The sequence below is a fragment of the Spongiibacter thalassae genome (assembly GCF_012272835.1).
Taxonomy (GTDB): domain Bacteria; phylum Pseudomonadota; class Gammaproteobacteria; order Pseudomonadales; family Spongiibacteraceae; genus Spongiibacter; species Spongiibacter thalassae.
Map to the genome: position 1 here is coordinate 147,712 of NZ_JAAWWK010000002.1, position 21,863 is coordinate 169,574.

General features: G+C 56.6%; 21 protein-coding genes and 1 pseudogene. 21 read left to right on the forward strand and 1 reads right to left on the reverse strand.

All coding sequences use genetic code 11. The features are described from left to right. Positions 1–74: 74 nt before the first annotated feature. A complete protein-coding gene (flgA, locus tag HCU74_RS04870) occupies positions 75–779 on the reverse strand; it encodes a flagellar basal body P-ring formation chaperone FlgA (RefSeq protein ID WP_168449302.1) in 705 nt (234 codons plus the stop codon). Between the two features lie 395 nt (positions 780–1,174). On the opposite strand from flgA, the gene flgB reads away from it, so the two are divergent. The 21 genes and pseudogenes from flgB to fliE all read left to right on the forward strand — a co-directional run bounded on the left by flgB (position 1,175) and on the right by fliE (position 21,839). Beyond that, entirely contained in the window at positions 1,175–1,582 is a 408-nt protein-coding gene (gene flgB / locus HCU74_RS04875) for a flagellar basal body rod protein FlgB (protein ID WP_168449303.1), read from the forward strand. A gap of 3 nt (positions 1,583–1,585) precedes the next feature. Further along, positions 1,586–1,987, forward strand: coding sequence for a flagellar basal body rod protein FlgC (gene flgC, locus HCU74_RS04880; protein WP_168449304.1), 402 nt, complete (start codon positions 1,586–1,588; stop codon positions 1,985–1,987). A 9-nt stretch (positions 1,988–1,996) separates the two neighbouring features. Then, on the forward strand, positions 1,997–2,662 hold the full coding sequence (locus tag HCU74_RS04885) for a flagellar hook assembly protein FlgD (protein ID WP_168449305.1): 666 nt from the start codon (positions 1,997–1,999) through the stop codon (positions 2,660–2,662). 65 nt (positions 2,663–2,727) lie between these two features. After that, positions 2,728–3,945, forward strand: coding sequence for a flagellar hook protein FlgE (flgE, locus tag HCU74_RS04890; protein ID WP_168449306.1), 1,218 nt, complete (start codon positions 2,728–2,730; stop codon positions 3,943–3,945). 24 nt (positions 3,946–3,969) lie between these two features. Next, positions 3,970–4,710: a flagellar basal body rod protein FlgF gene (locus HCU74_RS04895; protein ID WP_168449307.1), complete on the forward strand. Its 741-nt coding sequence runs from the start codon at positions 3,970–3,972 to the stop codon at positions 4,708–4,710. Positions 4,711–4,722: 12 nt separating this feature from the next. After that, positions 4,723–5,508, forward strand: coding sequence for a flagellar basal-body rod protein FlgG (gene flgG / locus HCU74_RS04900; RefSeq protein WP_168449308.1), 786 nt, complete (start codon positions 4,723–4,725; stop codon positions 5,506–5,508). A gap of 35 nt (positions 5,509–5,543) precedes the next feature. Next, a complete protein-coding gene (gene flgH / locus HCU74_RS04905; RefSeq protein ID WP_168449309.1) occupies positions 5,544–6,224 on the forward strand; it encodes a flagellar basal body L-ring protein FlgH in 681 nt (226 codons plus the stop codon). A 24-nt stretch (positions 6,225–6,248) separates the two neighbouring features. Continuing rightward, a complete protein-coding gene (locus HCU74_RS04910) occupies positions 6,249–7,358 on the forward strand; it encodes a flagellar basal body P-ring protein FlgI (protein ID WP_168449310.1) in 1,110 nt (369 codons plus the stop codon). Further along, positions 7,358–7,762 carry a rod-binding protein gene (locus tag HCU74_RS04915; protein ID WP_168449311.1) on the forward strand — a complete coding sequence of 135 codons (405 nt, stop codon included), beginning with the start codon at positions 7,358–7,360 and terminating at the stop codon, positions 7,760–7,762. The genes HCU74_RS04910 and HCU74_RS04915 overlap by 1 nt, the downstream gene beginning before the upstream one ends. A gap of 1 nt (position 7,763) precedes the next feature. Further along, positions 7,764–9,650: a flagellar hook-associated protein FlgK gene (flgK, locus tag HCU74_RS04920; protein ID WP_168449312.1), complete on the forward strand. Its 1,887-nt coding sequence runs from the start codon at positions 7,764–7,766 to the stop codon at positions 9,648–9,650. 61 nt (positions 9,651–9,711) lie between these two features. Next, complete coding sequence (flgL, locus tag HCU74_RS04925; RefSeq protein WP_168449313.1) at positions 9,712–10,905, forward strand: flagellar hook-associated protein FlgL; 1,194 nt, start codon at positions 9,712–9,714, stop codon at positions 10,903–10,905. A 61-nt stretch (positions 10,906–10,966) separates the two neighbouring features. Further along, positions 10,967–13,693, forward strand: a complete 2,727-nt coding sequence (locus tag HCU74_RS04930; RefSeq protein ID WP_168449314.1) for a tetratricopeptide repeat protein — start codon at positions 10,967–10,969, stop codon at positions 13,691–13,693. A gap of 193 nt (positions 13,694–13,886) precedes the next feature. After that, positions 13,887–15,353 (forward strand): flagellin N-terminal helical domain-containing protein, encoded by a 1,467-nt coding sequence (locus HCU74_RS20170; protein ID WP_168449315.1) that lies wholly within the window; start codon positions 13,887–13,889, stop codon positions 15,351–15,353. Positions 15,354–15,484: 131 nt separating this feature from the next. Next, positions 15,485–15,943, forward strand: a complete 459-nt coding sequence (locus HCU74_RS04940) for a flagellar protein FlaG (protein WP_168449316.1) — start codon at positions 15,485–15,487, stop codon at positions 15,941–15,943. 226 nt (positions 15,944–16,169) lie between these two features. After that, positions 16,170–17,567 (forward strand): flagellar filament capping protein FliD, encoded by a 1,398-nt coding sequence (gene fliD, locus HCU74_RS04945; protein WP_168449317.1) that lies wholly within the window; start codon positions 16,170–16,172, stop codon positions 17,565–17,567. 115 nt (positions 17,568–17,682) lie between these two features. Then, positions 17,683–18,129, forward strand: a complete 447-nt coding sequence (gene fliS, locus HCU74_RS04950) for a flagellar export chaperone FliS (RefSeq protein WP_168449318.1) — start codon at positions 17,683–17,685, stop codon at positions 18,127–18,129. Continuing rightward, positions 18,129–18,491 (forward strand): flagellar protein FliT, encoded by a 363-nt coding sequence (fliT, locus tag HCU74_RS04955; RefSeq protein ID WP_168449319.1) that lies wholly within the window; start codon positions 18,129–18,131, stop codon positions 18,489–18,491. The genes fliS and fliT overlap by 1 nt, the downstream gene beginning before the upstream one ends. Positions 18,492–18,876: 385 nt before the next feature. After that, the gene (locus HCU74_RS04960) at positions 18,877–19,926 is read left to right on the forward strand and encodes a sigma-54 interaction domain-containing protein (RefSeq protein WP_168449320.1); all 1,050 of its coding nucleotides are present in this window, start codon (positions 18,877–18,879) and stop codon (positions 19,924–19,926) included. Between the two features lie 396 nt (positions 19,927–20,322). Further along, on the forward strand, positions 20,323–20,481 hold the full coding sequence (locus HCU74_RS04965) for a hypothetical protein (RefSeq protein ID WP_168449321.1): 159 nt from the start codon (positions 20,323–20,325) through the stop codon (positions 20,479–20,481). Between the two features lie 2 nt (positions 20,482–20,483). After that, positions 20,484–21,467: pseudogene (locus HCU74_RS04970) on the forward strand (sigma-54 interaction domain-containing protein); the annotation flags it as partial. A 15-nt stretch (positions 21,468–21,482) separates the two neighbouring features. Next, on the forward strand, positions 21,483–21,839 hold the full coding sequence (gene fliE, locus HCU74_RS04975; protein ID WP_168449323.1) for a flagellar hook-basal body complex protein FliE: 357 nt from the start codon (positions 21,483–21,485) through the stop codon (positions 21,837–21,839). Positions 21,840–21,863: the final 24 nt, after the last annotated feature.

Here is a 21,863-nt window from a genome sequence, read left to right on the forward strand (position 1 = left end):
AATTCCTCTATTAATTCGAGCCTTGTACTGTTTATCGGCCGCGTCCGGGGAAACTTTAGCGGTTTTTTACCCATTCAGTTTAATCGAACTCGATTGTCGGAGGCGACAGTGCCCTCCAGGTGCTTGCCCGAACTCAGGTTTTTTACCTTTATTCGCGAGCCCAGGGCGCCGTCTTCCAGCGCGATACCCATCATTGTGACCTGTATGGCACTACCGCTGCTGCTTAACTCTACGCGCTGCCCTTTGCTGATGACGCTGCTGGCCTCCAGCATATTGGGCGTCAGCACCGCGCCCTGGGCGATACTGCGGCGACTGCGAAAGCCCCCGGCCTGCTTCAGCGAACGCACATAGCCGTAGGACAGGGTCGATACATCGCGTTCCACCCAACTGACATCGGCGGCGGTGATGTCGCGACCGGGGGCAATGGGGTGTTTGGCCACCATGACATTGGCGTAGGCAGATACTGTGACCGGCAGATAAATTTTCCACGGTTTGCCGGCGCTGCACCGCACCCCGACGGTAGTCCGTCGTTGAATCTGCGCGCCGGGGGGCAGGAAGGCGCGAAGTTCCGCGGCGCATTTGGGCAGTTTTGTCCGTGGGTCCAGTTTGCCAACGGCCACCCGGTGTTTCTGGTTTTGCCAGGGGTGGCGGGCACTGATATAGGCCTTGGCGGTTGCAGTGATGCGCGCCGCAGACTCGATTTCAGCGGTGAACCCGGTGCTGCTGAGAACGAGTGACAGCAGCCCGCACCCTATTACATAGCCCTGGATAATGTTCATTGCCTGTGCCCCGCCAAAAAAATGTCGCTGTCGTCGTGGTAGGGGTATTTGAGCAATTGCCGTGCCAGCAAGCTGTCAGGGCTTTCCACTAATAGAGGAATAAAGATTCTCACAAGAGGGGAGGGGCTGGCTGTTACAAACCAATGGGTTAAGCGGCGAGATCTTCAGAGTGACAGCTTTTTGCCGCCGCCTCGGGGAAAAAGCGGCAAGGTCTTGCCGAAATTCTGGCGCTTCGCAGGAAAGTATTTTTAACGTTTTGAAAAATAGAGATATTTTTAAGTGGCACGCAGTTTGCGTGATCCGTGGCAAACGCAGGCTTTTGCCCACACGAATGGCGCGCCTGTGCAGGATACAACGGCAGAGACGGCAATAACTTTAGTAAAAACGAGAAAAAAATGGCGATAAGTTTTGATAAGGCACTTGGCATCCATCAGCCTGCGCTGCGAATCCACGAGCAGCGCACGAATGTGATTGCCAATAATATCGCGAATGCCGATACCCCGGGCTACAAGGCCATGGACATCGACTTCAAGGCGGCGCTGAGCGAAGCCGGAGTCGAGAGTCGCCTGGCAATGGCGCGGACAAATGAGGCGCATTTGTCGGTACAGCCAAATGCTACCGGCGAGACCAGCGGTGGGCTGAAATACCGGATGCCTTATCAGCCTTCTATGGACGGCAATACCGTCGAGGGCCACATAGAGCAGGCAGCCTTTTCCGACAGCAGTATGCGTTATCAGGCCACCCTGCAGTTTCTGGGTGGGCGTTTCGCCAGTATGAAATCCATTCTCCAGGGAGGCCGATAAGCAATGGCTAATCCACTGAACGCTGTAGCGGCGGCGATGAACGCGCAGATGATGCGGCTCAATATCACCGCCAGTAACCTGGCTAATGCCGACACCCTGGCCAGCAGCGAGGCCGAAGCCTATCGGGCGCGCCAGCCGGTGTTTACCACCGTGTTGGACGCCCAGCGCAACCCTGCGGGGGTGGCAGTGAGCGGGATTATTGAAAGCGATGCGCCGATTCCCAAGCGTTATGAGCCGAATAACCCCCTGGCTGACGAGACCGGGTACGTTTACGGCACCAATGTGAACACCGCCGACGAAATGGCCAATATGATGTCGGCCACCCGTTCGTTCCAGAACAGCACCGAGGTGTTTTCAACCATTAAAACGCTCCAGCTGCGCGCCTTGCAGCTCGGTCAGCAATAGGGGTAGATGATGGAAATTCGCAGCCTGGAACAATTGCAGCAGCAGAACAGTGCCGCCACGGCCAAAAAGGATGCGTCCTCTCTGGGGCAGGACGATTTTATGAAGCTGATGCTGCAGCAGCTGAAGAATCAAGACCCGTTCAAACCTACCGACAACACTGAATTTATCGGTCAAATGGCCCAGCTCACCTCGGTGAGTGGTATCAGTGAAATGAATGAAAACCTGTCGTCACTCACCGAGTCGCTGTACGGCGGTCAATTGCTGGACGCCTCGTCGCTGATCGGCAAGGAGGTTTTGGTGAGTTCTGACCGCGCTGCGTTGCCGGCGTCAGGATCGGTCAAAGGGCAAGTCACGCTGCCGGTCAGCACTCGGGGCGTCGACATCGACATTCTTGCCCCCAGCGGAGAAATTCTCGGCAAGGTGGCACTTGGGCCGCAGCAACAGGGCAAGGTGGAATTCAGCTGGAACGGCACCGGCCTCGATGGCCAGCGTCTGCCGCCGGGCAATTACACCCTGCGTGCGAATTACTTGAACGGCAACTCGCTGGAAGCGCTGGAAACCCGGGTTCGTGTGCCCGTGCACAGCGTCAGCGTGCCTACCGGGGGCGGCAGCCCCATGGTTCAACTTGAAGGCCTGGGCAGCGTGAGCATGTCCCAGGTGAAAGAGATCAGCTGAATGGCGACCTTGTCGTTGTCCTCAGCCAATAACAGACGGGAAACCGCCGTAGCAGGAGTAGTCAAATGAGCTTTCGCATCGCACTCAGTGGATTGAACGCCGCGTCGTCGCATCTGGATGTCACGGCGCATAATATCGCCAACGTAAATACCACGGGCTTTAAAAGCTCGAGGGCATCCTTTGCCGACGTTTATGCCACGTCCAATAACGACGTGACTAAAACAACACCCGGTGCCGGGGCCAAGCTCAACAGCATTGTGCAGCAGTTTTCCCAGGGCAATATCGACTTTACCGACAACAACCTGGATCTGGCCATCAGTGGTGAGGGCTTTTTCACCATGAAGGGCAACAGTGGGATTACATACTCCCGTGCCGGGGCCTTCAGCGTTGACCGCGAGGGCTTTGTGGTCAATACCAACGGCAATCGCCTGCAGGTCTTTCCACCCGCTGGCGATGGCCAATTTGCCACCGGCTCCCTGAGTGACCTGCGTCTGGAGGTCAATGAAAACGCACCGGAGGCGACGACCCGTGCGGAAATCGGAGTCAACCTGCCGGGCAACGCACCGGTGCCGACGGCGAGCCCCTTCGATCCTTCAGTGGCGTCGAGCTACAACCACGCCACCTCCATGACGATTTACGACTCCCTCGGCGCAGGCCACACCGCGACCATGTATTTTGTGAAAGATCCGGCCGTCAACACCTGGCAGCAGCAGCTTTATGTTGATGATGTTGCAGTGGGCGGGTTTAACACCCTGCAATACGACAATCAGGGCACGCTCATTAGCCCCGCTTCGGGGGTGGTGACCTATCCCACCTACGATCCCGGCACCGGCGCTGCGCCGCTGGATTTGAGCTTTGATTACCAGACCACTACCCAATATGGTCCTGAATTCGGTGTGAATACCCTTCAGCAAAACGGCTTTACCACTGGCCGCTTGACCGGCGTTGAGGTCTCGTCCACTGGCGTGGTTTCAGCGCGTTACACCAATGGTCAGGCGACCTCCCTCGGGCGGGTAGCCATGGCGAGCTTTACCAATCCCAATGGTCTGCAGCAGCAGGGTGATACCGCCTGGGCAGAAACCTTTTCCTCTGGCGGCCCGCGCGTAGGTGAGCCGGGCACCTCCAACTTTGGTTTGTTACAGGCCGGCGCACTGGAGGGGTCGAATGTCGACCTGACCGAGCAGCTGGTGGAAATGATCACCGCCCAGCGTAATTTTCAGGCCAACACCCAGATGATTCAGACATCGGATGCGGTGACCCAGGCCATTATCAATATTCGCTAAGCGGCGGGTAGCGGGAGGTAAAGCATGGACAGATTGTTATATATCGGCATGACGGCGGCCAAGCATACCGAGCTGGCGCAGACCACCAATGCCCATAATCTGGCTAACGCCAACACCACAGGCTTTCGTTCCGACTTCTACTCACTGATGTCGGAGCAGGTCAACGGCGGCGGCTTGCCGACCCGCATCAATGCCATCGCCGATATGAAAATCAGCGATTACAGTCAGGGCACAATTACCACCACAGGTCGCCCGTTAGATGTTGCGATTAACGGCCCCGGCTGGTTTGTGGTCGAGGCCCCGGAGGGCGGTGAGGCCCTGAGCCGGCGGGGTGATTTTCATCTGACCACCGATGGCATGTTGATCAACGGCGCGGGCCTGCCGGTGATGGGCGACGGCGGGCCACTGGCGGTGCCTGAGCACGACAGCCTCACCATAGGTGCCGACGGTACAATTTCGATTGTGCCGCTGGGACTGGGGCCAGAGTCCTCGGTGGTGGTCGATCGCATCAAACTGGTGGAAGCCGACGCAGAGCAGTTGCGCAAGGGCGAGGATGGCCTGCTGCGTCTTGCCGACGGCAGCGAAGCCAAAGTGTCGGCGGACATCCGCCTGGCGACCAGCAGTCTGGAAAGCTCAAACGTGAACACCATCGAAGCCATGGTCAATATGATCGAACTGGCCCGGCGCTATGAAATGCAAGTCAAAGTAATGAGTACCGCAAAAACCGTCGATGAGGCGGGCGCGCAACTCATGCGACTGGAATAACAGGAGTCTCTTATGAATTCATCGCTGTGGGTAGCTAAAACCGGCCTCGACGCGCAAAACACTCGAATGCAGGTGGTGAGCAACAACCTCGCCAATGCCAATACCACGGGCTTCAAGCGCGACCGTGCGTCCTTTGAAAGCCTGCTCTATCAGAACTATCGCCAGGTAGGCGGCCAGTCCTCCCAGCAAACCCGGCTGCCCAGTGGTATGCATGTGGGGACCGGTGTGCGGGTAGTGTCTACGGAGAAGATATTCAATCAGGGCACCATGACCCAGACCGGCAATAACCTGGATGTCGCGATTAACGGCCATGGATTCTTTCAGATTCGCATGCCCGACGGCTCGCTGGCCTATAGCCGCGACGGCGCCTTTCAGCTGGACGACCAGGGACAGATTGTCACCAACAGTGGCTACATCGTCGAGCCGGGCATGACAGTTCCCCAGGGCACCCGCAGCATTACTATCGGCAGCGACGGCGTGGTCTCGGCGGTGATCGCCGGCGACTCGGCGCCGGTGCAACTAGGCAGCTTTCAGCTAGCCGATTTCATCAACCCGGCGGGGCTCGAAGCCCGCGGTGAAAACCTCTATGTCGAGTCGGCCTCCAGTGGTGCGCCCCAAACCGGCACGCCGGGGTTGACGGGTCTGGGGACGATTGCCCAGGGCGCACTGGAAGGTTCCAACGTGAATGTGGTGGAAGAGCTGGTCAATATGATTGAGACCCAGCGCGCTTATGAAATGAATTCCAAGGCGATCTCTACCAGCGATCAAATGATGCAATACGTTAACAATAATTTGTAAACGCGCGGTAACTACCGGGTGAAGGCAGGTCGATAATGGTCGTTTCCAAGGGAAAATTATTACTGGCAGTCGGGCTGTCCATGCTGATGGCGGCCTGTGCGCAGAGCCCTGAGCGGCAGGATTCCTGGGAATCCCAGATGCCGGGTCGGGAGACGACGGTGTCGGAAAACCCCGGTTCGATATACCAGGCCGGCTACGGTATGAGCCTGTTTCTGGATCGCCGGGCGCGGCAGGTGGGTGATGTGATTACCGTGATCCTGTCGGAAAAAACCGACGCCAGCAAAAGCTCGAATACCGCTACCGCGAAGGAAAGCAATATCTCAGTGCCCACCGTTACGCTGTTGGGTCGTGGGGTTACCGACAACGGTGTGCCGATTCTGACCACCGGGGTCAGCTCCGACCAGGACTTTAACGGCCAGGGCGCCAGCAGCCAGAGCAACAGCTTGACTGGCAGCATTACCGTGACCGTGTCCGAGGTGCTGCGCAACGGCAGTCTGAGAGTGCGCGGCGAGAAATGGGTCACCATCAATCAGGGCGACGAGTTTATTCGCATCAAGGGCATAGTGCGCCCCGAAGATATCGCTGCGGATAATTCGGTGCCTTCCTTCAAGGTCGCAGATGCGCGTATTACCTACAGTGGCAAGGGTGCGCTGGCCGACGCGAACTCCATGGGCTGGCTGGGACGTTTGTTCCAGTCGGTGTTGTCACCGTTCTGAGTCGGGTGAGAAGAGGACAGTATTATGACGTTTAAAAATGTAGTCCTGGCGATGCTCCTCTCTGTTGGCCTGGCCCTGCCTGTGGCCGCTGACCGGGTCAAGGATCTGGTGAATATCTCCGGCGTTAGAGAGAACCAGCTGGTCGGCTACGGCTTGGTGGTAGGTTTGCCCGGCACCGGCGACCAGACCAGTCAGGCGCCGTTCACCATTCAAAGTGTGCGCAATATGCTTACCGGTTTTGGTGTGCGCGTACCCGACAACGTCAATCCCCAGTTAAAGAATGTGGCAGCGGTAACTATCCATGCGGCGCTGCCAGCCTTCGCCAAGCCGGGGCAAAAAATCGACATTACTATTTCCTCTATTGGCAACGCCTCCAGCTTGCGTGGGGGTAGCCTGTTAATGGCGCCGCTGATGGGGGCCGATGGCCAGGTGTATGCGGTGGCTCAGGGCAGTTTGCTGGTGAGTGGTCTGGGTGCGACGGGCAACGATGGCTCGCGGGTAACGGTCAATATTCCCAGTGCCGGTCGTATTCCTAACGGAGCAATAGTGGAGCGGGCGGCGCCCAGTGCCATGGCCAATAATGGCGAGGTGATGCTCAACCTGAAAAAAGCGGACTTCACCACGGCCAGCCGTTTGTCTGAGGAGATCAACAAGGTGTTTGGCGCCGGCACTGCCAGTGCGATGGATTCGACCACCGTGAAGGTGCTGGGGCCAAGCAATGCCGATCGCCGTGTCACTTTTATCTCCATGCTACAGGAGCTGGAAATTCAACCGGCGGAGGCGGTGGCCAAAGTGGTGGTTAATTCGCGCACCGGCACTATCGTTATCGGTGGCAATGTGCGGGTAATGCCCACGGCGGTGACTCACGGTTCATTGACGGTGTCGGTCACCGAGAGTGTCAATGTCAGTCAGCCGGGGCCCTTCGGTGGCCAGGGGCAAACGGCGATCACCCCGGAATCGAATATCCAGGTTAATCAGACCGGCTCCAGAATGTTCCTGCTCAATGCCGGCGTCACCCTCGAGGAAATCGTCAAGGCGATCAACGATGTTGGCGCGGCTCCCAGTGATCTGGTCGCTATTCTTGAAGCACTGGATCAGGCGGGTGCCCTGCGCGCCGAGCTGGTGGTGATCTAATGGATATCAAGCCCGCCAACTATCACGACTTCTCCGGACTGGCGGCGCTGCGTCGAGAGGCGACCACCAATACCGAGGACGCCATTGAGCCGGTTGCCCGCCAGTTTGAAGCCCTGTTTTTGCAGATGATGCTGAAAAGTATGCGCGACGGAGTGCAGGAAAGCGGCTTGCTCAGCAGTGACGGCGGCGACATGTATCGGGAAATGTACGACAAACAGCTTTCGGTGACCCTGTCGGAGCAGGGCGGCATTGGTATCGCCCAAAGTATCGTCGAGCAGCTGTCGGGGGGCGCGACGGCCATTACCGGCCAGGGCAGCGCCCTGCGCAGCGAGTTGCTGAATCAGGCCAACACTCAAGTTGACGCGAGCGCTGCCGATAACACTCTGACAGGTCGAGGTAGTTAGTATGGGTGATATGCTGGGCAATTCATTGTCGGCTCTGGTGTCGTATCAGCGAGCAATCGCCACGACCAGTCACAATATCGCCAATGCAGACACCGAGGGCTACAGCCGCCAGGCGGTAACCTTTAACACCCGTGTGCCCCAGCAAGTTGGCAGCTTTGCCATTGGGTCAGGGGTGAATATCGACGCAGTGCGCCGGGTGTACGATAGTTTTGCTGTTGAGCAAATGCGTACCGCCAGCAACAGTCATGCCCAATTGAGCAGTTATTACTCCCTGTCCAGCCAGCTGGACAACGCCCTGTCTGACCCGGAACTGGGGATCAGCACGGCGCTGTCGAGATTTTACGACAGCGTACAAAATGTTGCAGATGACCCTGCGTCGATGTCCTCCCGCCAACTGTTATTGTCCGAGGCCAGCGCACTGGGCGATCGCTTTGCCGATATGTCCTCGCAGATGGACAGTCTCGACAAGGAGGTGAATGCCAGAATTACCTCCGTGGTGAGCGAGATAAATGACTATGTTGGCCAGATCGCCCTGTCCAACAAAATGATCGTGGAGGCCAGGGGTAAGTTTAGCGGCGAGCCCAACGACCTGCTGGATCAACGGGACCAGTCGCTGCTCAAACTCAGTGAGCTGGTGGGAATCAGTACTGTGGCCCAGGACGATGGTGCGGTAAATGTGTTTGTGGGCAACGGCCAGTCACTGGTGCTGGGCAGCGAACCCCAGCAGTTGACCGCGTCCCCTTCCCAGTTTGATGCGCAGCGGGTTGAAATTGCCATCCGTGGCGCGGTCAATGTGGAAATCAGCGACGTTTTGAGCGGCGGCAGTCTGGGCGGCGTGCTGGCGTTTCGCGATGACCTGCTGGATAAAAGCAAGAATGAACTCGGGCGAATTGCTGTGGCGGTTTCTGGCAGCATTAATGACATCAACCGTGCCGGGTTGGATTTACAAGGTAACCGCGGTGGCGATATCTTCGCGGTGCCTTCGCCAACAACCTTTGCCGCGAGCACTAACACTGGCACTGCAGCGATGACTGCCAACATTACTGACATTGGCGCGCTGACGGGTAACAATCTGATGATTAGTTACAACGGCACTGCCTGGCAGGTCTTCAACGAAGCCAGCCGACAGCCCGTAACCGGGTTCAGCGGCGCGGGAACACCAGCCGACCCGCTGGTAGTTGAGGGGCTGAGCATCAGTGTAGACATGCTTCCTGTTGCGGGCGACCGCTTTGTCGTGCGCCCGGTGTCAGGAGCCGCTGCAGACCTTCAGGTGGTGATGACAGATCCCGCCGGGATCGCGGCGGCGGCAGCCACTCGCAGCGCAGCGGCAACGACCAATACCGGGTCCGGTAGTATTTCAGAAACGCGGGTGGTTGACCCCGATAACGCCAATCTGACCGACACCCTGACCTTGAGTTTTATTGCGCCGGATACCTATCAGGTGAATGGCAGCGGAAGCTTTGCCTACACACCGGGCCAGACCGTGGTGATGAATGGCAATGCGTTCGTACTGAATGGCACGCCGTCGGTGGGTGACAGCTTTAGCGTTGCCGCCAACTCCGGCGCGGTGGGCGACAACCGCAATATGCTGGCGATGGCGGCTGCGGAAGAGTTGGGCTATCTCAATGGTGGTCGCAGCAGTATCGCCGACACGGTCAATGGAATGGTCGGCAATATCGCCGTCGCCACCCGCAGTACTCAACTTAACCTCGACTCCCAGCAGGCCTTGCTTAACCAGGCCACAGCCCGAGTGCAGGGCTTGTCCGGGGTCAATCTCGACGAGGAAGCGGCCAATCTGCTCAAGTATCAGCAGGCCTATCAGGCGGCGGCCCAGGCGACCAGTGTCGCAAACGAATTGTTTCAGTCATTGATGGGCGCTTTTCGCTAGATAAGTAATCGCTAGCCAGAAAGCTGCCACAGCACAGCCCGAGGCTGTAACGGATACCGGTATGAGAATTTCGACCAGTCAAATATTCAGTAACGGCGTTAATCGAATGCTGGAGCAGCAGGCACAGCTGATCGAAACCCAGACACAACTGGCGTCGGGCAAGCGGATTATCAATCCTTCGGATGACCCCGTGGGAGCGGTACGCTCGCTGGAACTGACCCGCGCAAACGAAAAAACGGCGCAATACGATCGCAATGCCAATTATCTCGACGCCCGTTTACGTGTGGAAGAGAATGCCATCAGCAATAGTATCGATGTCCTTCAGCGGGTGAAACAGTTGGCCGTTCAGGCCAATAATGCCGCTCAAAGCAATGAGTCCCGAGCGGCTATCGCTGCCGAGCTCGACCAGCACTTTAGCGCGCTGCTCGATCTGGCGAATACCCGCGACAGCAATGGCCGGTCGATTTTTGCGGGCTACCAGCAAAGCGGTGACGCCTTCACCAAAACCGCAACGGGGGTGGTTTACAACGGCGATGACGGACAGCGAGCGCTACAGGTCGGCGCTAACCGCACCCTGGCAGATAGTGACCCCGGATCCCACGTGTTTATGGGCATCAACAACGGCAACAGTCGCTTTCAAACCTCCGCCAACCCAGCCAACACTGGCGATGCCTACATCGACGCGGGCAGCGTTACCGACCTGAGCAATTACAGCGGCGAGTCGTTTACCATCGCCTTCACCGCGGCCGATCAATATCAGTTACTCGACAGCGCGGGTAGTATTGTCGGTGGCGGCAACTTTGCCAACGGTGACAGTATTACCGTGGGTGGAATGACCGTTACCCTGCAGGGGCAGCCTCAGGGCGGCGATGAATTTCAGCTGCAACCGGCCGTCGCTCAGGATGTGTTTTCCATGGTGGCGGAATTGCGCGATTCACTGATCGAGAGCCGACCTGATGCCGCGGCGCGGGGGCAGCAAACCACTGAGATTAACACCAGCCTGGCAAACCTCGATCGCGCGCTGGATCACCTGATTACCACCCAGGCGGGGATTGGTGCGCGTATGCAAACGCTGGAACGCCAGATCGACATCAACTCGGCAGCGAGCTTGCAGATTCAGGAAAATCTCAGTCTGGTCAACGACCTGGACTACGCCGAAGCGATTTCCCGCTTTGAGCAGCAGCGGATCGGACTGGAAGCGGCGCAAAAAGCCTTTGCCAAAGTGCAGGGCTTGTCATTATTCAACTATATTTGATAGGTCCCGGTCGACGGGGTAGTGGGGTCGTCCTGTCATCAGTCTATGTTAAGGATCCGGTTTGAGTAAGAAGAAAAAACGTCCAGCCAAAGCCGGTAAAAGCCCTGTCGCGTCGACCAAACCGGTCAAGAACGCAAAGCCCGTCATCCTCCCGCCACAGTTACAGCATCACTTTAATCAGGCACTGGCTCACCACAAGGCGGGCCAGTTGCAGGAAGCGGCCAATGGCTATGCGCAGGTGCTCCACCATGAGCCGAAGCACGCCGACTCCATGCATTTACTGGGACTGGTATTTCAGGCTGCGGGTAATCTGGAGCAGGCGCGTGAGCATATTGCCGGTGCGATAAAGCTCAATCCGGGGGTGGATGCTTACCACTTCAATTATGGCGTCGTGCAGCAAACCGCGGAGCAGCTAGTCGATGCGATAACAGCCTACCGCAATGTCCTGCGGATCAATCCACGCCACAGCCAGTCGTGGGAGAATCTCGGAGTGGCGCTGCAAGATACCGGCGACAGTCCAGGCGCCATCAAGGCCTTTGAACGTGCCCTGGCGTTGTCTCCCCATTCGGTTATCGCGCTGAAAAATCTCGGCACCCTGCATTTCCGCTACGGTAACACCCGGCAATCGCTGGACTATTTCAATCGCGCGTTGGAAATAGACCCCGCCAATGCCGACCTTCGCCTCAAGCAATCGGGCAGCTTGCTGCGTTTGGGTCAATTGGAGGAAGGTTGGAATGCCTATAACGCCCGCTTTAATGCTGAGGATTATCGTCGCTTTAATCCGGTGTTTTCGATGGGGGTGCGTCATGCCGAGAAATCAGACCTTTCAAACTGTGTCGTAGCAGTCCATAGCGAACAAGGGCTCGGCGATGAAATTATGTTTGCATCCTGTATTCCTGACCTGATTGAGATGAATGCCCGTTTTATTCTTCATTGCGATCCTCGGCTCAAATCGTTGTATCAGCGCTCGTTTGAGGGGGTTGAGGTCGTCGATAGTCGAGAGGGCCTGGCTGCGCGTGTTGACTGCCATCTGCCTATCGGCGAATTACCACGATTTTATCGCGACGACGACGCGGCGTTTCCGGGAACGGCTTATTTGTTTGCAGAGGCGGAGCGGCGAGCGAGCTGGCGTGAGCGCCTTAATCAACAGTCTGGGCGACTCAAAATAGGCTTTAGCTGGCGTGGCGGGGTAGAGGGCCGGTCGGCAGAGGCGCGTCACATCGATTTTACACACTGGCGGACTCTGGTTAGCGGGTGTGATGCGACCTTTGTGAACCTGCAGTACAACACCAGCGACGTGGAGCGCCAGCAGCTCAACGAGCTCGGCACGAATGTGGTTCACTACGAAGATCTCGACGCCTTTCACGATATCGAGAATCTCGCGGCGTTGGTTTCTGAGCTGGATCTGATTATATCTGCAGACAATGCCACCGTGCATCTCGCCGGCGCGCTGGGAGTGCCTACCTGGGTGCTATTGCCGATGGGGCCAGAGCGTCGCTGGACCGATGGCCGAGACCGTTCGCTGTGGTACTCGAGCGTCAGAATGCTTCGGCAGCCCGGCGATAGTTGGTCGACAGTGTTTGCACAGATGACCACAGACCTGCAGCGGGTACAGGTAGGTCACCCATCCCCTTCTGTTGATAGAGAGGCCGTTCCAGACACTCCCGCCAAGCGTGAAGAAAGCGCCGGAAGGCGCCTGCTGTTAATTAACGATACCTCCGACTGGTATCACTGGGGTTGCAGCGGAACGAGTCTGGCACTGCATCATGGCTTTCGGGAGCGCGGGTATCAGGTGGAGGGGCTGCCGATATCACAGACAGCAAACCTGATCGGCTTGCCACCATTGGCAGAGGTTGATCAAGAGCAGGCCTTCCTCCGGTTCCGAGACACCCATCCCGATATTTGCGCGCGGATTGCAGCGGCGGATGTGATAGTGATCAACGGCGAGGGCAGCCTGCACGGCGCCAGCGCGACCTCCCTTGGCCTGCTTTACCTTGCAAAAATTGCCAAGGGCCGCTTTGGCAAGCCTGTACATGTCGTTAATCACTCGGTATATCCGCCCGCGCCAGAGCACAGCGCGGCACTCAGCTCTCTTTATGCGTCGGTCTACGGCGAATTGGATACCATAGCGATTCGCGAGCCGCAAAGTTTGGCCGCTTTGCAGGTGCTTGGATGCAGTGGTGAGCAGAGCTTTGATTGCTTGCCATTGTTTATTGATTCGGTTCGCCATGAGCTTGCCCCCGCAGGTGACGCTGATGGTGCCGCCAAGGCGTGTCGCCGTATCGTAATCGCGGGCTCGGTGGTCTGGCAGCAGAGCCTTGGTGAAGGCTTTTTCACAGAAGTGACCAACTGGATTCAACAGGGTCGAACGGTTGAATTACTGCTGGGAGCCAGTGCCTACCAGGCCGGAGATGATGTCCTTTTTGCGCGAATGTTGGTGAACCGGTGTCCGGGTGTGCGCGTTAAGATAGCGCAGTCAGAGCTGGAGTGGCTGGCTGCCATCAACGATGCTGATGCTCTTGTTTCCGGTCGTTTTCACCACACAATCGCTGCCGCGTGCTTGAAAACACCTGTGATTGTCTTCGCCAGCAATACTCCGAAGGTTCTGGGACTGGTTGAAGCGCTGTCCTTACATAATGCCCTTGTGCCGAGCGACGCGGATGCTCGTACTACACTGTCTGCCGCTCTCCTGAAGCTCGAAGCCGATCCCTCCCTCTTCGTTATCGACGACGATACTCATTGGCGCGTCTTGTCTCTGGCACAGAAAAATTTTGATATTTTTCGATAAGCTTTTGAAATCCATATCTATTTATAGTTTTTCAGGTGCGCTCATCGGTAAATACCCCTACTGACTGAAAAAAACAGTAAAGTTTCCCAAATCTCCGCCGTTATATGGGGTGAAAGCAAACTAGCCCACTTCGGGTGATGCTTGATAACAAAGACCAGCGTCTTTACCGATAGAAAGTGGAAGGAGATTCATCATGGCACTTAGCATCAATACCAACGTGGCCTCATTGAATGCACAGCGCAACCTGCAGCGTTCGCAAGAGACACTGAACACCTCACTGCAGCGCCTGTCGACTGGTCTGCGTATCAATAGCGCGAAAGACGATGCTGCCGGACTGGCCATCTCTACCCGCTTTACCACCCAGATCAACGGCTTGAACCAAGCGGTTCGCAACGCGAATGACGGCATTTCCCTGGCGCAAACCGGTGAAGCTGCGCTGGACGAAATTACCAATAACCTTCAGCGGATTCGTGAGTTGGCGGTTCAGTCTGCGAACGCGACTAACTCATCTTCGGATCGTGCGGCACTGGACGCAGAAGTTCAGCAACGTCTTGCCGAGATCGACCGCATTGGCACGCAAACCAGCTTCAACGGCACTAAACTTCTTGATGGCAGCTTCGGTAATGCAGCCTTTCAGGTTGGTGCTAACGTGGGTGAGACCATCAGCGTTAACCTGGCGACTGGTGTGAAATCTACTCAAATAGGTCAGGTTGCGAGCCAGACGACTACTGTAACGGCGGGCGCTTTGGCGGCCAATGACATCAGTATCGCGGTGGGCACTAACACTGCGGTAAATGTAGGTGCCTCCGTAGCGGGCAGCAAAGGCATCGACGCCACGCTGACTGAAGGCGGCCAGGCAGCGTCAAGTGCCTACGCCAAAGCAGAGGCGATTAACTCAGCCGGTATTTCCGGATTGAGCGCGACGGCAACAACGACGGCTTCCATTGCCTTCGCAACAGTGAACTCCGGTGCAGCGGCAGCGACGGCCAGTACTTATAGCCTGCAGATCAACGATACGCTGATTTTTGACGATACTCAGCTCGACAATGGTGAAGACATCACTATCGGTGAGTTTGTTGCCGCGGTGAATCAGAAATCGGCAACTACGGGTGTGACTGCAGTTGAAGACCCCGATAACGCTGGCCAGGTGTTGTTTACAGCAGCAGATGGCCGCACTATTCAGATTGATGAAACCCTGAATGGTGGTACTGACGCGGTTACAGGTGGTTTTGCTGGTGACTCAACTAACTACGGTTCTGTGACTCTGTCAGCGTCCGAGACGATCACCGTAGCGGGCGACCCCAGCACCTTGGGCTTTGCGGCAGGCACTGTGGCGCTTGATACCACAACGCTGTCATCGGCGAGTGTCACCACTGTTGCCAACTCCAATTCCGCAATTCAGCGTGTTGACGCGGCTCTGAAGTCGGTAAGTGACCTCCGCAGCGACTTCGGTGCAGTGCAAAACCGCTTCGAGTCCACCATCACTAACCTGCAGACGATCTCTGAAAACCTGTCTGCATCACGTGGTCGGATTCTGGACGCGGACTTTGCTGCAGAAACTGCCAACCTGACCAAGGCGCAGATTCTGCAACAGGCCGGCACCGCGATTCTGGCTCAGGCCAACTCGCTGCCACAGGCCGCTCTGAGTCTGCTGCAGTAAGCCTGAATGGGCTCTGACCTTTGGTCAGGGCCCTTCAGCCCGTGTACAGGGAGTTATCGGGAGAGACTTAAGGGCCAATGGGCCCTTTCGGCGCTTCCGCTGACTGTTTGCAAGGGTGAATAGGTAAGCTTATGGATACCAGTTTAAAAGTGATAAGTAGTGCTGCCAGTCTGGGTCGACCGACCGAGCGAACGGCTGCCCCTCTGGATCCCGCGAATAACGGCAAGTTTGCTCCTGTTTCAGGCAAGGCTTTGCCGCCCACCGCGGTCCCCGCCGCCGGTACCGCCGCCAAACCTGAAAAAGAAAGCGGTGAAAGTCTCAGTCTTATTGCCAAGGCCCTGGTGGCTGAGTTTGACCCTTCAGGTCGAATCGAGCGCACAGAGCAGGCCGTCGCCAAACTGAATGAAATACTGAAGGATCGCGAGCGAGACCTCGAGTTTTCGGTGGATGAGTCGACAGGCCGTACCATTCTTAAAGTGATTCATGCCGAGTCCGGTGAAGTGATTCGGCAGATTCCCCCGGAGGAGCTGCTGCAGATTGCGCGGACCTTTATCGAGGGAACCGGTAGCCTGATTCAGGATGAGGCCTGAACTGGCACGCAACGTGCTCTGATAATTGCAGCTGTGCTCTCGGTAAGTCCGTCCCGGAACCGGTGTAACTACGGATGGGGAAGGGGAGCAATAGATGCAATCATTGAGGGCGGGTGCAGCCCTGTTTTCGTTGGAGGACGGGCAAACAGAATATGACCTACACTGTGAGAACGCCACGACATCCTGCAGGTGGTCAGCAATCAGTCCTTAACGGGCGGGAGATAATATGGCATCGGTAACCGCGCAGGGCATAGGCTCCGGGCTGGATATCAGCGGCCTTGTTTCACAACTGGTCGAAGCCGAACGTGCCCCCCAGGCAAACCGTCTGGCAGGTAAAGAAGCACGCATACAGGCCCGGCTTTCAGCCTTTGGCTCCCTCAAGTCCGCACTCGACACCTTCAAGAACAGCCTCAGTGCGCTGAAAAATGCAGAGACCTTCTCCAAGCGTTCGGCGACGGTGGGCGATAAGGACATCTTCACTGCCTCTGTCAACGATACGGCGGTGGCGGGAAACTACTCGGTTAGCGTCGAACAACTGGCTACCCGCCACAAAATTGCCTCGGCAGCCTATGCCGACAGCGCCACCAGTGTTGGCACCGGCACGCTCCAATTTACCGTAAATGGCGAATCCTTCTCGATTGACGTGGAAGCCGGCTCGGACTCGCTGGCCAGTATTCGCGACGCCGTAAATAGTGCGGAAGACAATGTCGGGGTGACCGCGACAATTGTTAACGATCAGGATGGTGCCCATCTTGTTTTCAGCAGCAATAACAGCGGTGTTGAAAACGAGATGACCATTGCCGTAACCACCGATGGCGGTGATACCGGCGACTTGACCCAGCTGGCGTTCGACCCCAATGCGGTATCCAATCCGATGACGGAAAAGGTGGAGGCGCTGGACTCGATTGTCGACGTTGACGGCTTCACCCAGAGCTCTCCCAATCTCGTTGTTGAAGATATGATCGAAGGGGTGACGCTGAATCTGGTGAAAGCGCAACCCGGTGAGAAAATAGAGTTGTCAGTGGCGCTGGATACCGCCAGCGTCAAGAAATCCATTGAGAGTTTTGTCACCAATTACAACAAACTGGTGACGACACTGAACGACCTGACCGCCTTTGACCCGGAAGCCAACACGGCGGGCCTGCTGCAGGGTGACTCCACCACGAGAGGGATAGCCCAGAGTATTCGCCAGGAGATTGGCGTGATTGTTGACGGGGTCGGCTCGGATATCAATTCGCTGGCACAGTTGGGAATCACCACCGGCGACAAGGGCAAACTCAAGATCGACAGCGATATATTGACCGATCGCATAAACAACAACTTTGGCGAAATAGGCGACGTTTTTTCCAGTGAATCCGGTTATGCCGTCCGCTTTGATGCCTTGATTTCCGGTTTGACCCAATCCGGTGGAATTATCGCCAGCCGTACCGATGGTCTGGAAAGTCAGATAGATCGCATCGGCGATCAGCGCGAGGTATTGAATCGACGCGTAGCCGCCATAGAAGCCCGCTATTTCGCGCAGTTTACCGCTCTGGACAGCCTTCTCGGCCAGCTGACCAGCACTGGAGATTTTCTGAATCAACAGTTAGCCAATCTGCCGGGTATCGTGCGTAACAAGGATTAACGCACCCAGCGAATAACCCGAAAATATACGGAAATTTTCGCTTGAAATGACTAAAGTTTATGTGAGATGCGCCGTTATTTTGGGTAGTCATCCAGACAGTATAAGAGGATAAACAATGAGCTATTCAGCAGGTAGAGCGAGTCAGGCCTATGCGTCGGTAGGCGCAGAAACCCAGGTGTCGTCGGCGAGTCCCCACCGGTTAATACAACTGCTGATGGACGGCGCTCTGGATCGCTTGAGCATTGCTCGCGGCCATATGGTGCGGCGGGAAATCCCCCAGAAAGTGGCAAGTATTTCGCGGGTAATGGCCATTGTTGACGGTCTTCGCCTAAGTCTCGATCACAGCGTGAGCGTCGACCTGACCGAAAGCCTTGAAAACCTCTACGACTATATGAATCGACGTTTATTAATCGCCAATGTTAACAACGACCCGTCAGCACTGGACGAGGTGGCGGTGCTGCTCAGAGAGCTTAAAGAGGCGTGGGAAGCGATCCCTGAACAATTGCGCGGAGATGATGCCCACGAGATTGCCCGGGGCGAATTGGCCGCGGCGGCACAGTAATGGCGGGCCTGGCGATGTCTATTGATGAATTGCGCGCCGCCGAGGTATTGGGCGCCCGAGCCGCTGCGCTGCGCGAATTACTGCGGCTCAGTGAACAGGTGTTGGATAAGGCCCAGACGGGTAGCTGGATCGAGGCGGTGAATTTGCAAAAAGTCCGCCGCGATGCGATGGACAGCTTCTTTGCCCAGGCCTGTTCCAGTGATGAAAGCAGCCTGATCGCAGATGTTATTGAGACAATGTTATCGCTGGACGACCGGGTCACGGAACTGGTGTACCAGCAGCGCCGCTCGGTGATGGCCTTTGGTGCCGAGCAGCGTCGCCAGGTAAACAATGTCAATCAATATCTGAACTGCGGCGCCTGATCGCAGCATTCAAGAAAATAGTACGCCCCGTCGTTCGCTGCGGGGCTGTTTCAAAGGTCCGTAGTTGTAGCAGTTTAACCCATTCCTGTAGTATCCCGCCTGCCTTGGTGATTGTGCGGGCCTTTCCTGTCTGATTCCCTTCCATAGTAGCTTGTGACCAGGCCGATATGAGGCCCTGCGTTGATTACGTATTAACAGCATAGCCAAAAATTTGGCACACTATTTCTGTCGATTACTGGCGAAGTTAGCAAGTGTCGCTAATACTATACAGGTCGGTACTCGTTACCCGCTTTAACCTAATAATGATACTGGTTGCCTTATGAACGCCTCTCTCGCACTCAAGAGTACATCTTCTGGTCAGCAGCACGCCGCTGGAAAGGGTGTTATGCGGCAGCTGGATACACTGGTTAGCCAGGTTGCGGTGTTCGATACCCTGGTGTTGATTCGCGGTGAGTCCGGCAGTGGTAAAGAGGTTGTTGCCCGCAAGCTGCACGAGTATTCCTCGCGAAAGCGAAAGCCGTTTATTCCCGTTAACTGTGGCGCGATCCCCGCCGATCTGCTGGAAAGCGAGCTGTTTGGCCACGAAAAGGGAGCCTTCACCGGTGCAGTGGCGTGTCGCAAAGGTCGCTTTGAAATGGCCGAAGGCGGTACGTTGTTCCTGGACGAAATTGGCGATATGAGCCTGCCCATGCAGGTCAAACTGTTGCGGGTACTGCAGGAGCGTACCTACGAGCGCGTTGGCAGTAATGAAAGCCGTGAGTGCAATGTTAGAATACTTGCCGCCACCCACCGCGACCTGGAAGCCATGGTCGCCGAGGGCAGCTTTCGTCAGGATCTGTTTTTTCGTCTCGATGTATTTCCTGTGGTCGTGCCCCCATTGCGCGAGCACCCCGAAGATATTCCGGATTTGATCGCGCGCTTTTGTTGCCAGATGAAAGAGCGTGGAATGCAGCCGCCGATCCTCACGGCAGCCGCTCAGCGAGCCTTGTTTTCTTACAACTGGCCGGGCAATGTGCGCGAGTTGGAAAACCTGGTAGAGCGGCTGTGCATCACCCACGGTGGGAAGCGGGTCGGGTTATCGGAATTGCCGGAAAAATATCAGGTGTCCGGCGATGCCCGTTCCTTGTCCGATTCCGCTAACCGTGACGATCAGGACGCGCTGATGGAAGCCCTGTTGGCCAGACCGCAGGTCTCTGAGCCGCCCGAAGCGGCGTTCGATGCGCTGGACGATGGCCTGCCACCGGAGGTCGACGTGCCAGGCAGCCTGCTGCCCGACGGCGGAATCAATCTGAAAAATCACCTTCAGGAGCTGGAGCAGCGCTTTATTACCGAAGCACTGTCGCGGGAAGATGGGGTGATTACGCGTGCCGCACAGTTGTTGGGGTTACAGCGAACGACCCTGGCGGAAAAAATGAAAAAGCTGGGCCTCGCCTGAGTGACGATACCTCAGTGACGGCCTGACGGTAGTGCAGCATGTCAGCTATGGCGAGCTGCTTTTATCCTTCTCCTTTCATATCTCGATAATCCCCTTAACCTCGCTTTCTCGTTGAGCGGAGGTGTGTTTCGGTTCCCCGAAATTTGGCCGCCTTGGCCATTAATTGATAAAACCCTTCAACGGCCAGCGTGTGGCGAATCACCTTCTGTCCGGCTCAGGAAAGGGCGCCGCGCCGCGGTGTTTGGCTGGCCGTCAGCAGTGACAAAGTACGGGCTATATCGATCGCCAAAAAAATGGCTGCCGCCGGATTTTGTTTTTAACTGTATGATTTAAAACAAAAAAAATACTGGTACGTCTGTTGCAATAGCGGTTGTTGAATACCGTATTGAGAGCAGCATGATGACCGACCTCAGACAGCCTACTACCGACCCGCGCCGCAGCCTGCTGGCAAGCAGTGAGGCGGAGCTTGTTCGCAGCCGCGAAGCTTTGTCAGCCGTGCTGCGCCGTTTGCGGCCCACGTCGGCGGCGCTGCGTTGCAAGGGAGCCCAGTCATGAGTGAGCTGATCGCGGTTGACCCCGCCTCGAAAGCGACCCGTGAGCTGGCCGCGCGAGTGGCGGACACCGACGCTACCGTGCTGTTGTGTGGCGAGAGCGGCGTCGGAAAAGAGGTTTATGCCCGATTTATTCATACCCACTCCAGCCGTGACAGTGCACCCTTTGTTGCGATTAATTGCGCGGCGATCCCCGAGAATATGCTCGAAGCGATGTTGTTCGGCTATGAAAAGGGCGCTTTTACCGGTGCGACAACCACCCACGCCGGAAAGTTTGAGCAGGCTAACGGTGGAACACTGCTGCTCGATGAGATTTCTGAAATGGATATCGGTTTGCAGGCCAAGCTGTTGCGAGTCTTGCAGGAGCGCGAGATCGAGCGCCTGGGTGGGCGCGGCACAGTCAAGCTAAACGTTCGCGTTATCGCTACCACGAACCGCGACTTGCGAGCAGCAGTGCGCAATGGCGATTTTCGTGAAGATCTGTTTTATCGGCTGAATGTTTTTCCTTTGTTTATTCCACCGCTGCGCGAACGCCCCCTCGATATTTTGCCGCTCTCTGCCTATTTTCTTGAGCGCAACGAAGGCGTGAGAGACGGTGCCCAGGTGTTGTCTGCCGGTGCATTGGACAAGCTGAACCAGTACCCGTGGCCGGGTAATGTCCGTGAGCTGGACAACGTAATGCAACGGGCATTGATCCTTCGACAGAATGCGACCCTCGGCGTTGACGATATCCATTTCGAACAGGACATGGGCTGGGGTACGGCCTCGGTGCTGGCGGGTGATGGTACCTGTGACCCGGGGATCAGTGACGAGGGTGCGGACGACGGCGAACTGGATGATTTTTTGCGCCATCAGGAACGCCGTCGCATCGACGATGCCCTGCGTCAGGGGCGGTCGAAGAAAGAAGCCGCTGAAATCCTGGGCATCAGCCCGCGGACGCTGCGCTACAAGCTGGCGCGTTTGCGCGACCAGGGCGTATTGGCGGGATAAGGGGAGGAGAGACCAATGTCTGACAGCATGAAAGTAGATTCCATCCTCAGCCAGATTCGGTCGATTCGGCAGCAAACGCAGAATCTCAATCTGGGTGATAAGCCGAGCATCGACAGTTTACAGCCCAGCCAGGGGGTGGCCACTGAGCCGGCCCGGTTTGGCGATATGCTGCAAACGGCGATCGAGTCGGTGAACACCGCACAGCAGCACTCCAGCAGTCTCGCCACGGCCTATCAGCGCGGCGATGAAGATGTCAGTATCACCGAGGTAATGATAAACATGCAGAAAGCCGATGTGTCTTTCAAGGCGCTGACAGAGGTTCGCAACAAGGTCGTTGATGCTTATCAGGAAGTGATGAGGATGTCGGTGTAATGGCGAACAATCCGGTGGGAGGCG

Bases quoted from the DNA above. Each gene is read 5' to 3' on its own strand.
- flgA (WP_168449302.1), bottom strand. From the start codon at position 779: ATGAACATTATCCAGGGCTATGTAATAGGGTGCGGGCTGCTGTCACTC.
- flgB (WP_168449303.1), top strand. From the start codon at position 1,175: ATGGCGATAAGTTTTGATAAGGCACTTGGCATCCATCAGCCTGCGCTG.
- flgC (WP_168449304.1), top strand. From the start codon at position 1,586: ATGGCTAATCCACTGAACGCTGTAGCGGCGGCGATGAACGCGCAGATG.
- HCU74_RS04885 (WP_168449305.1), top strand. From the start codon at position 1,997: ATGGAAATTCGCAGCCTGGAACAATTGCAGCAGCAGAACAGTGCCGCC.
- flgE (WP_168449306.1), top strand. From the start codon at position 2,728: ATGAGCTTTCGCATCGCACTCAGTGGATTGAACGCCGCGTCGTCGCAT.
- HCU74_RS04895 (WP_168449307.1), top strand. From the start codon at position 3,970: ATGGACAGATTGTTATATATCGGCATGACGGCGGCCAAGCATACCGAG.
- flgG (WP_168449308.1), top strand. From the start codon at position 4,723: ATGAATTCATCGCTGTGGGTAGCTAAAACCGGCCTCGACGCGCAAAAC.
- flgH (WP_168449309.1), top strand. From the start codon at position 5,544: ATGGTCGTTTCCAAGGGAAAATTATTACTGGCAGTCGGGCTGTCCATG.
- HCU74_RS04910 (WP_168449310.1), top strand. From the start codon at position 6,249: ATGACGTTTAAAAATGTAGTCCTGGCGATGCTCCTCTCTGTTGGCCTG.
- HCU74_RS04915 (WP_168449311.1), top strand. From the start codon at position 7,358: ATGGATATCAAGCCCGCCAACTATCACGACTTCTCCGGACTGGCGGCG.
- flgK (WP_168449312.1), top strand. From the start codon at position 7,764: ATGGGTGATATGCTGGGCAATTCATTGTCGGCTCTGGTGTCGTATCAG.
- flgL (WP_168449313.1), top strand. From the start codon at position 9,712: ATGAGAATTTCGACCAGTCAAATATTCAGTAACGGCGTTAATCGAATG.
- HCU74_RS20170 (WP_168449315.1), top strand. From the start codon at position 13,887: ATGGCACTTAGCATCAATACCAACGTGGCCTCATTGAATGCACAGCGC.
- HCU74_RS04940 (WP_168449316.1), top strand. From the start codon at position 15,485: ATGGATACCAGTTTAAAAGTGATAAGTAGTGCTGCCAGTCTGGGTCGA.
- fliD (WP_168449317.1), top strand. From the start codon at position 16,170: ATGGCATCGGTAACCGCGCAGGGCATAGGCTCCGGGCTGGATATCAGC.
- fliS (WP_168449318.1), top strand. From the start codon at position 17,683: ATGAGCTATTCAGCAGGTAGAGCGAGTCAGGCCTATGCGTCGGTAGGC.
- fliT (WP_168449319.1), top strand. From the start codon at position 18,129: ATGGCGGGCCTGGCGATGTCTATTGATGAATTGCGCGCCGCCGAGGTA.
- HCU74_RS04960 (WP_168449320.1), top strand. From the start codon at position 18,877: ATGCGGCAGCTGGATACACTGGTTAGCCAGGTTGCGGTGTTCGATACC.
- HCU74_RS04965 (WP_168449321.1), top strand. From the start codon at position 20,323: ATGATGACCGACCTCAGACAGCCTACTACCGACCCGCGCCGCAGCCTG.
- fliE (WP_168449323.1), top strand. From the start codon at position 21,483: ATGTCTGACAGCATGAAAGTAGATTCCATCCTCAGCCAGATTCGGTCG.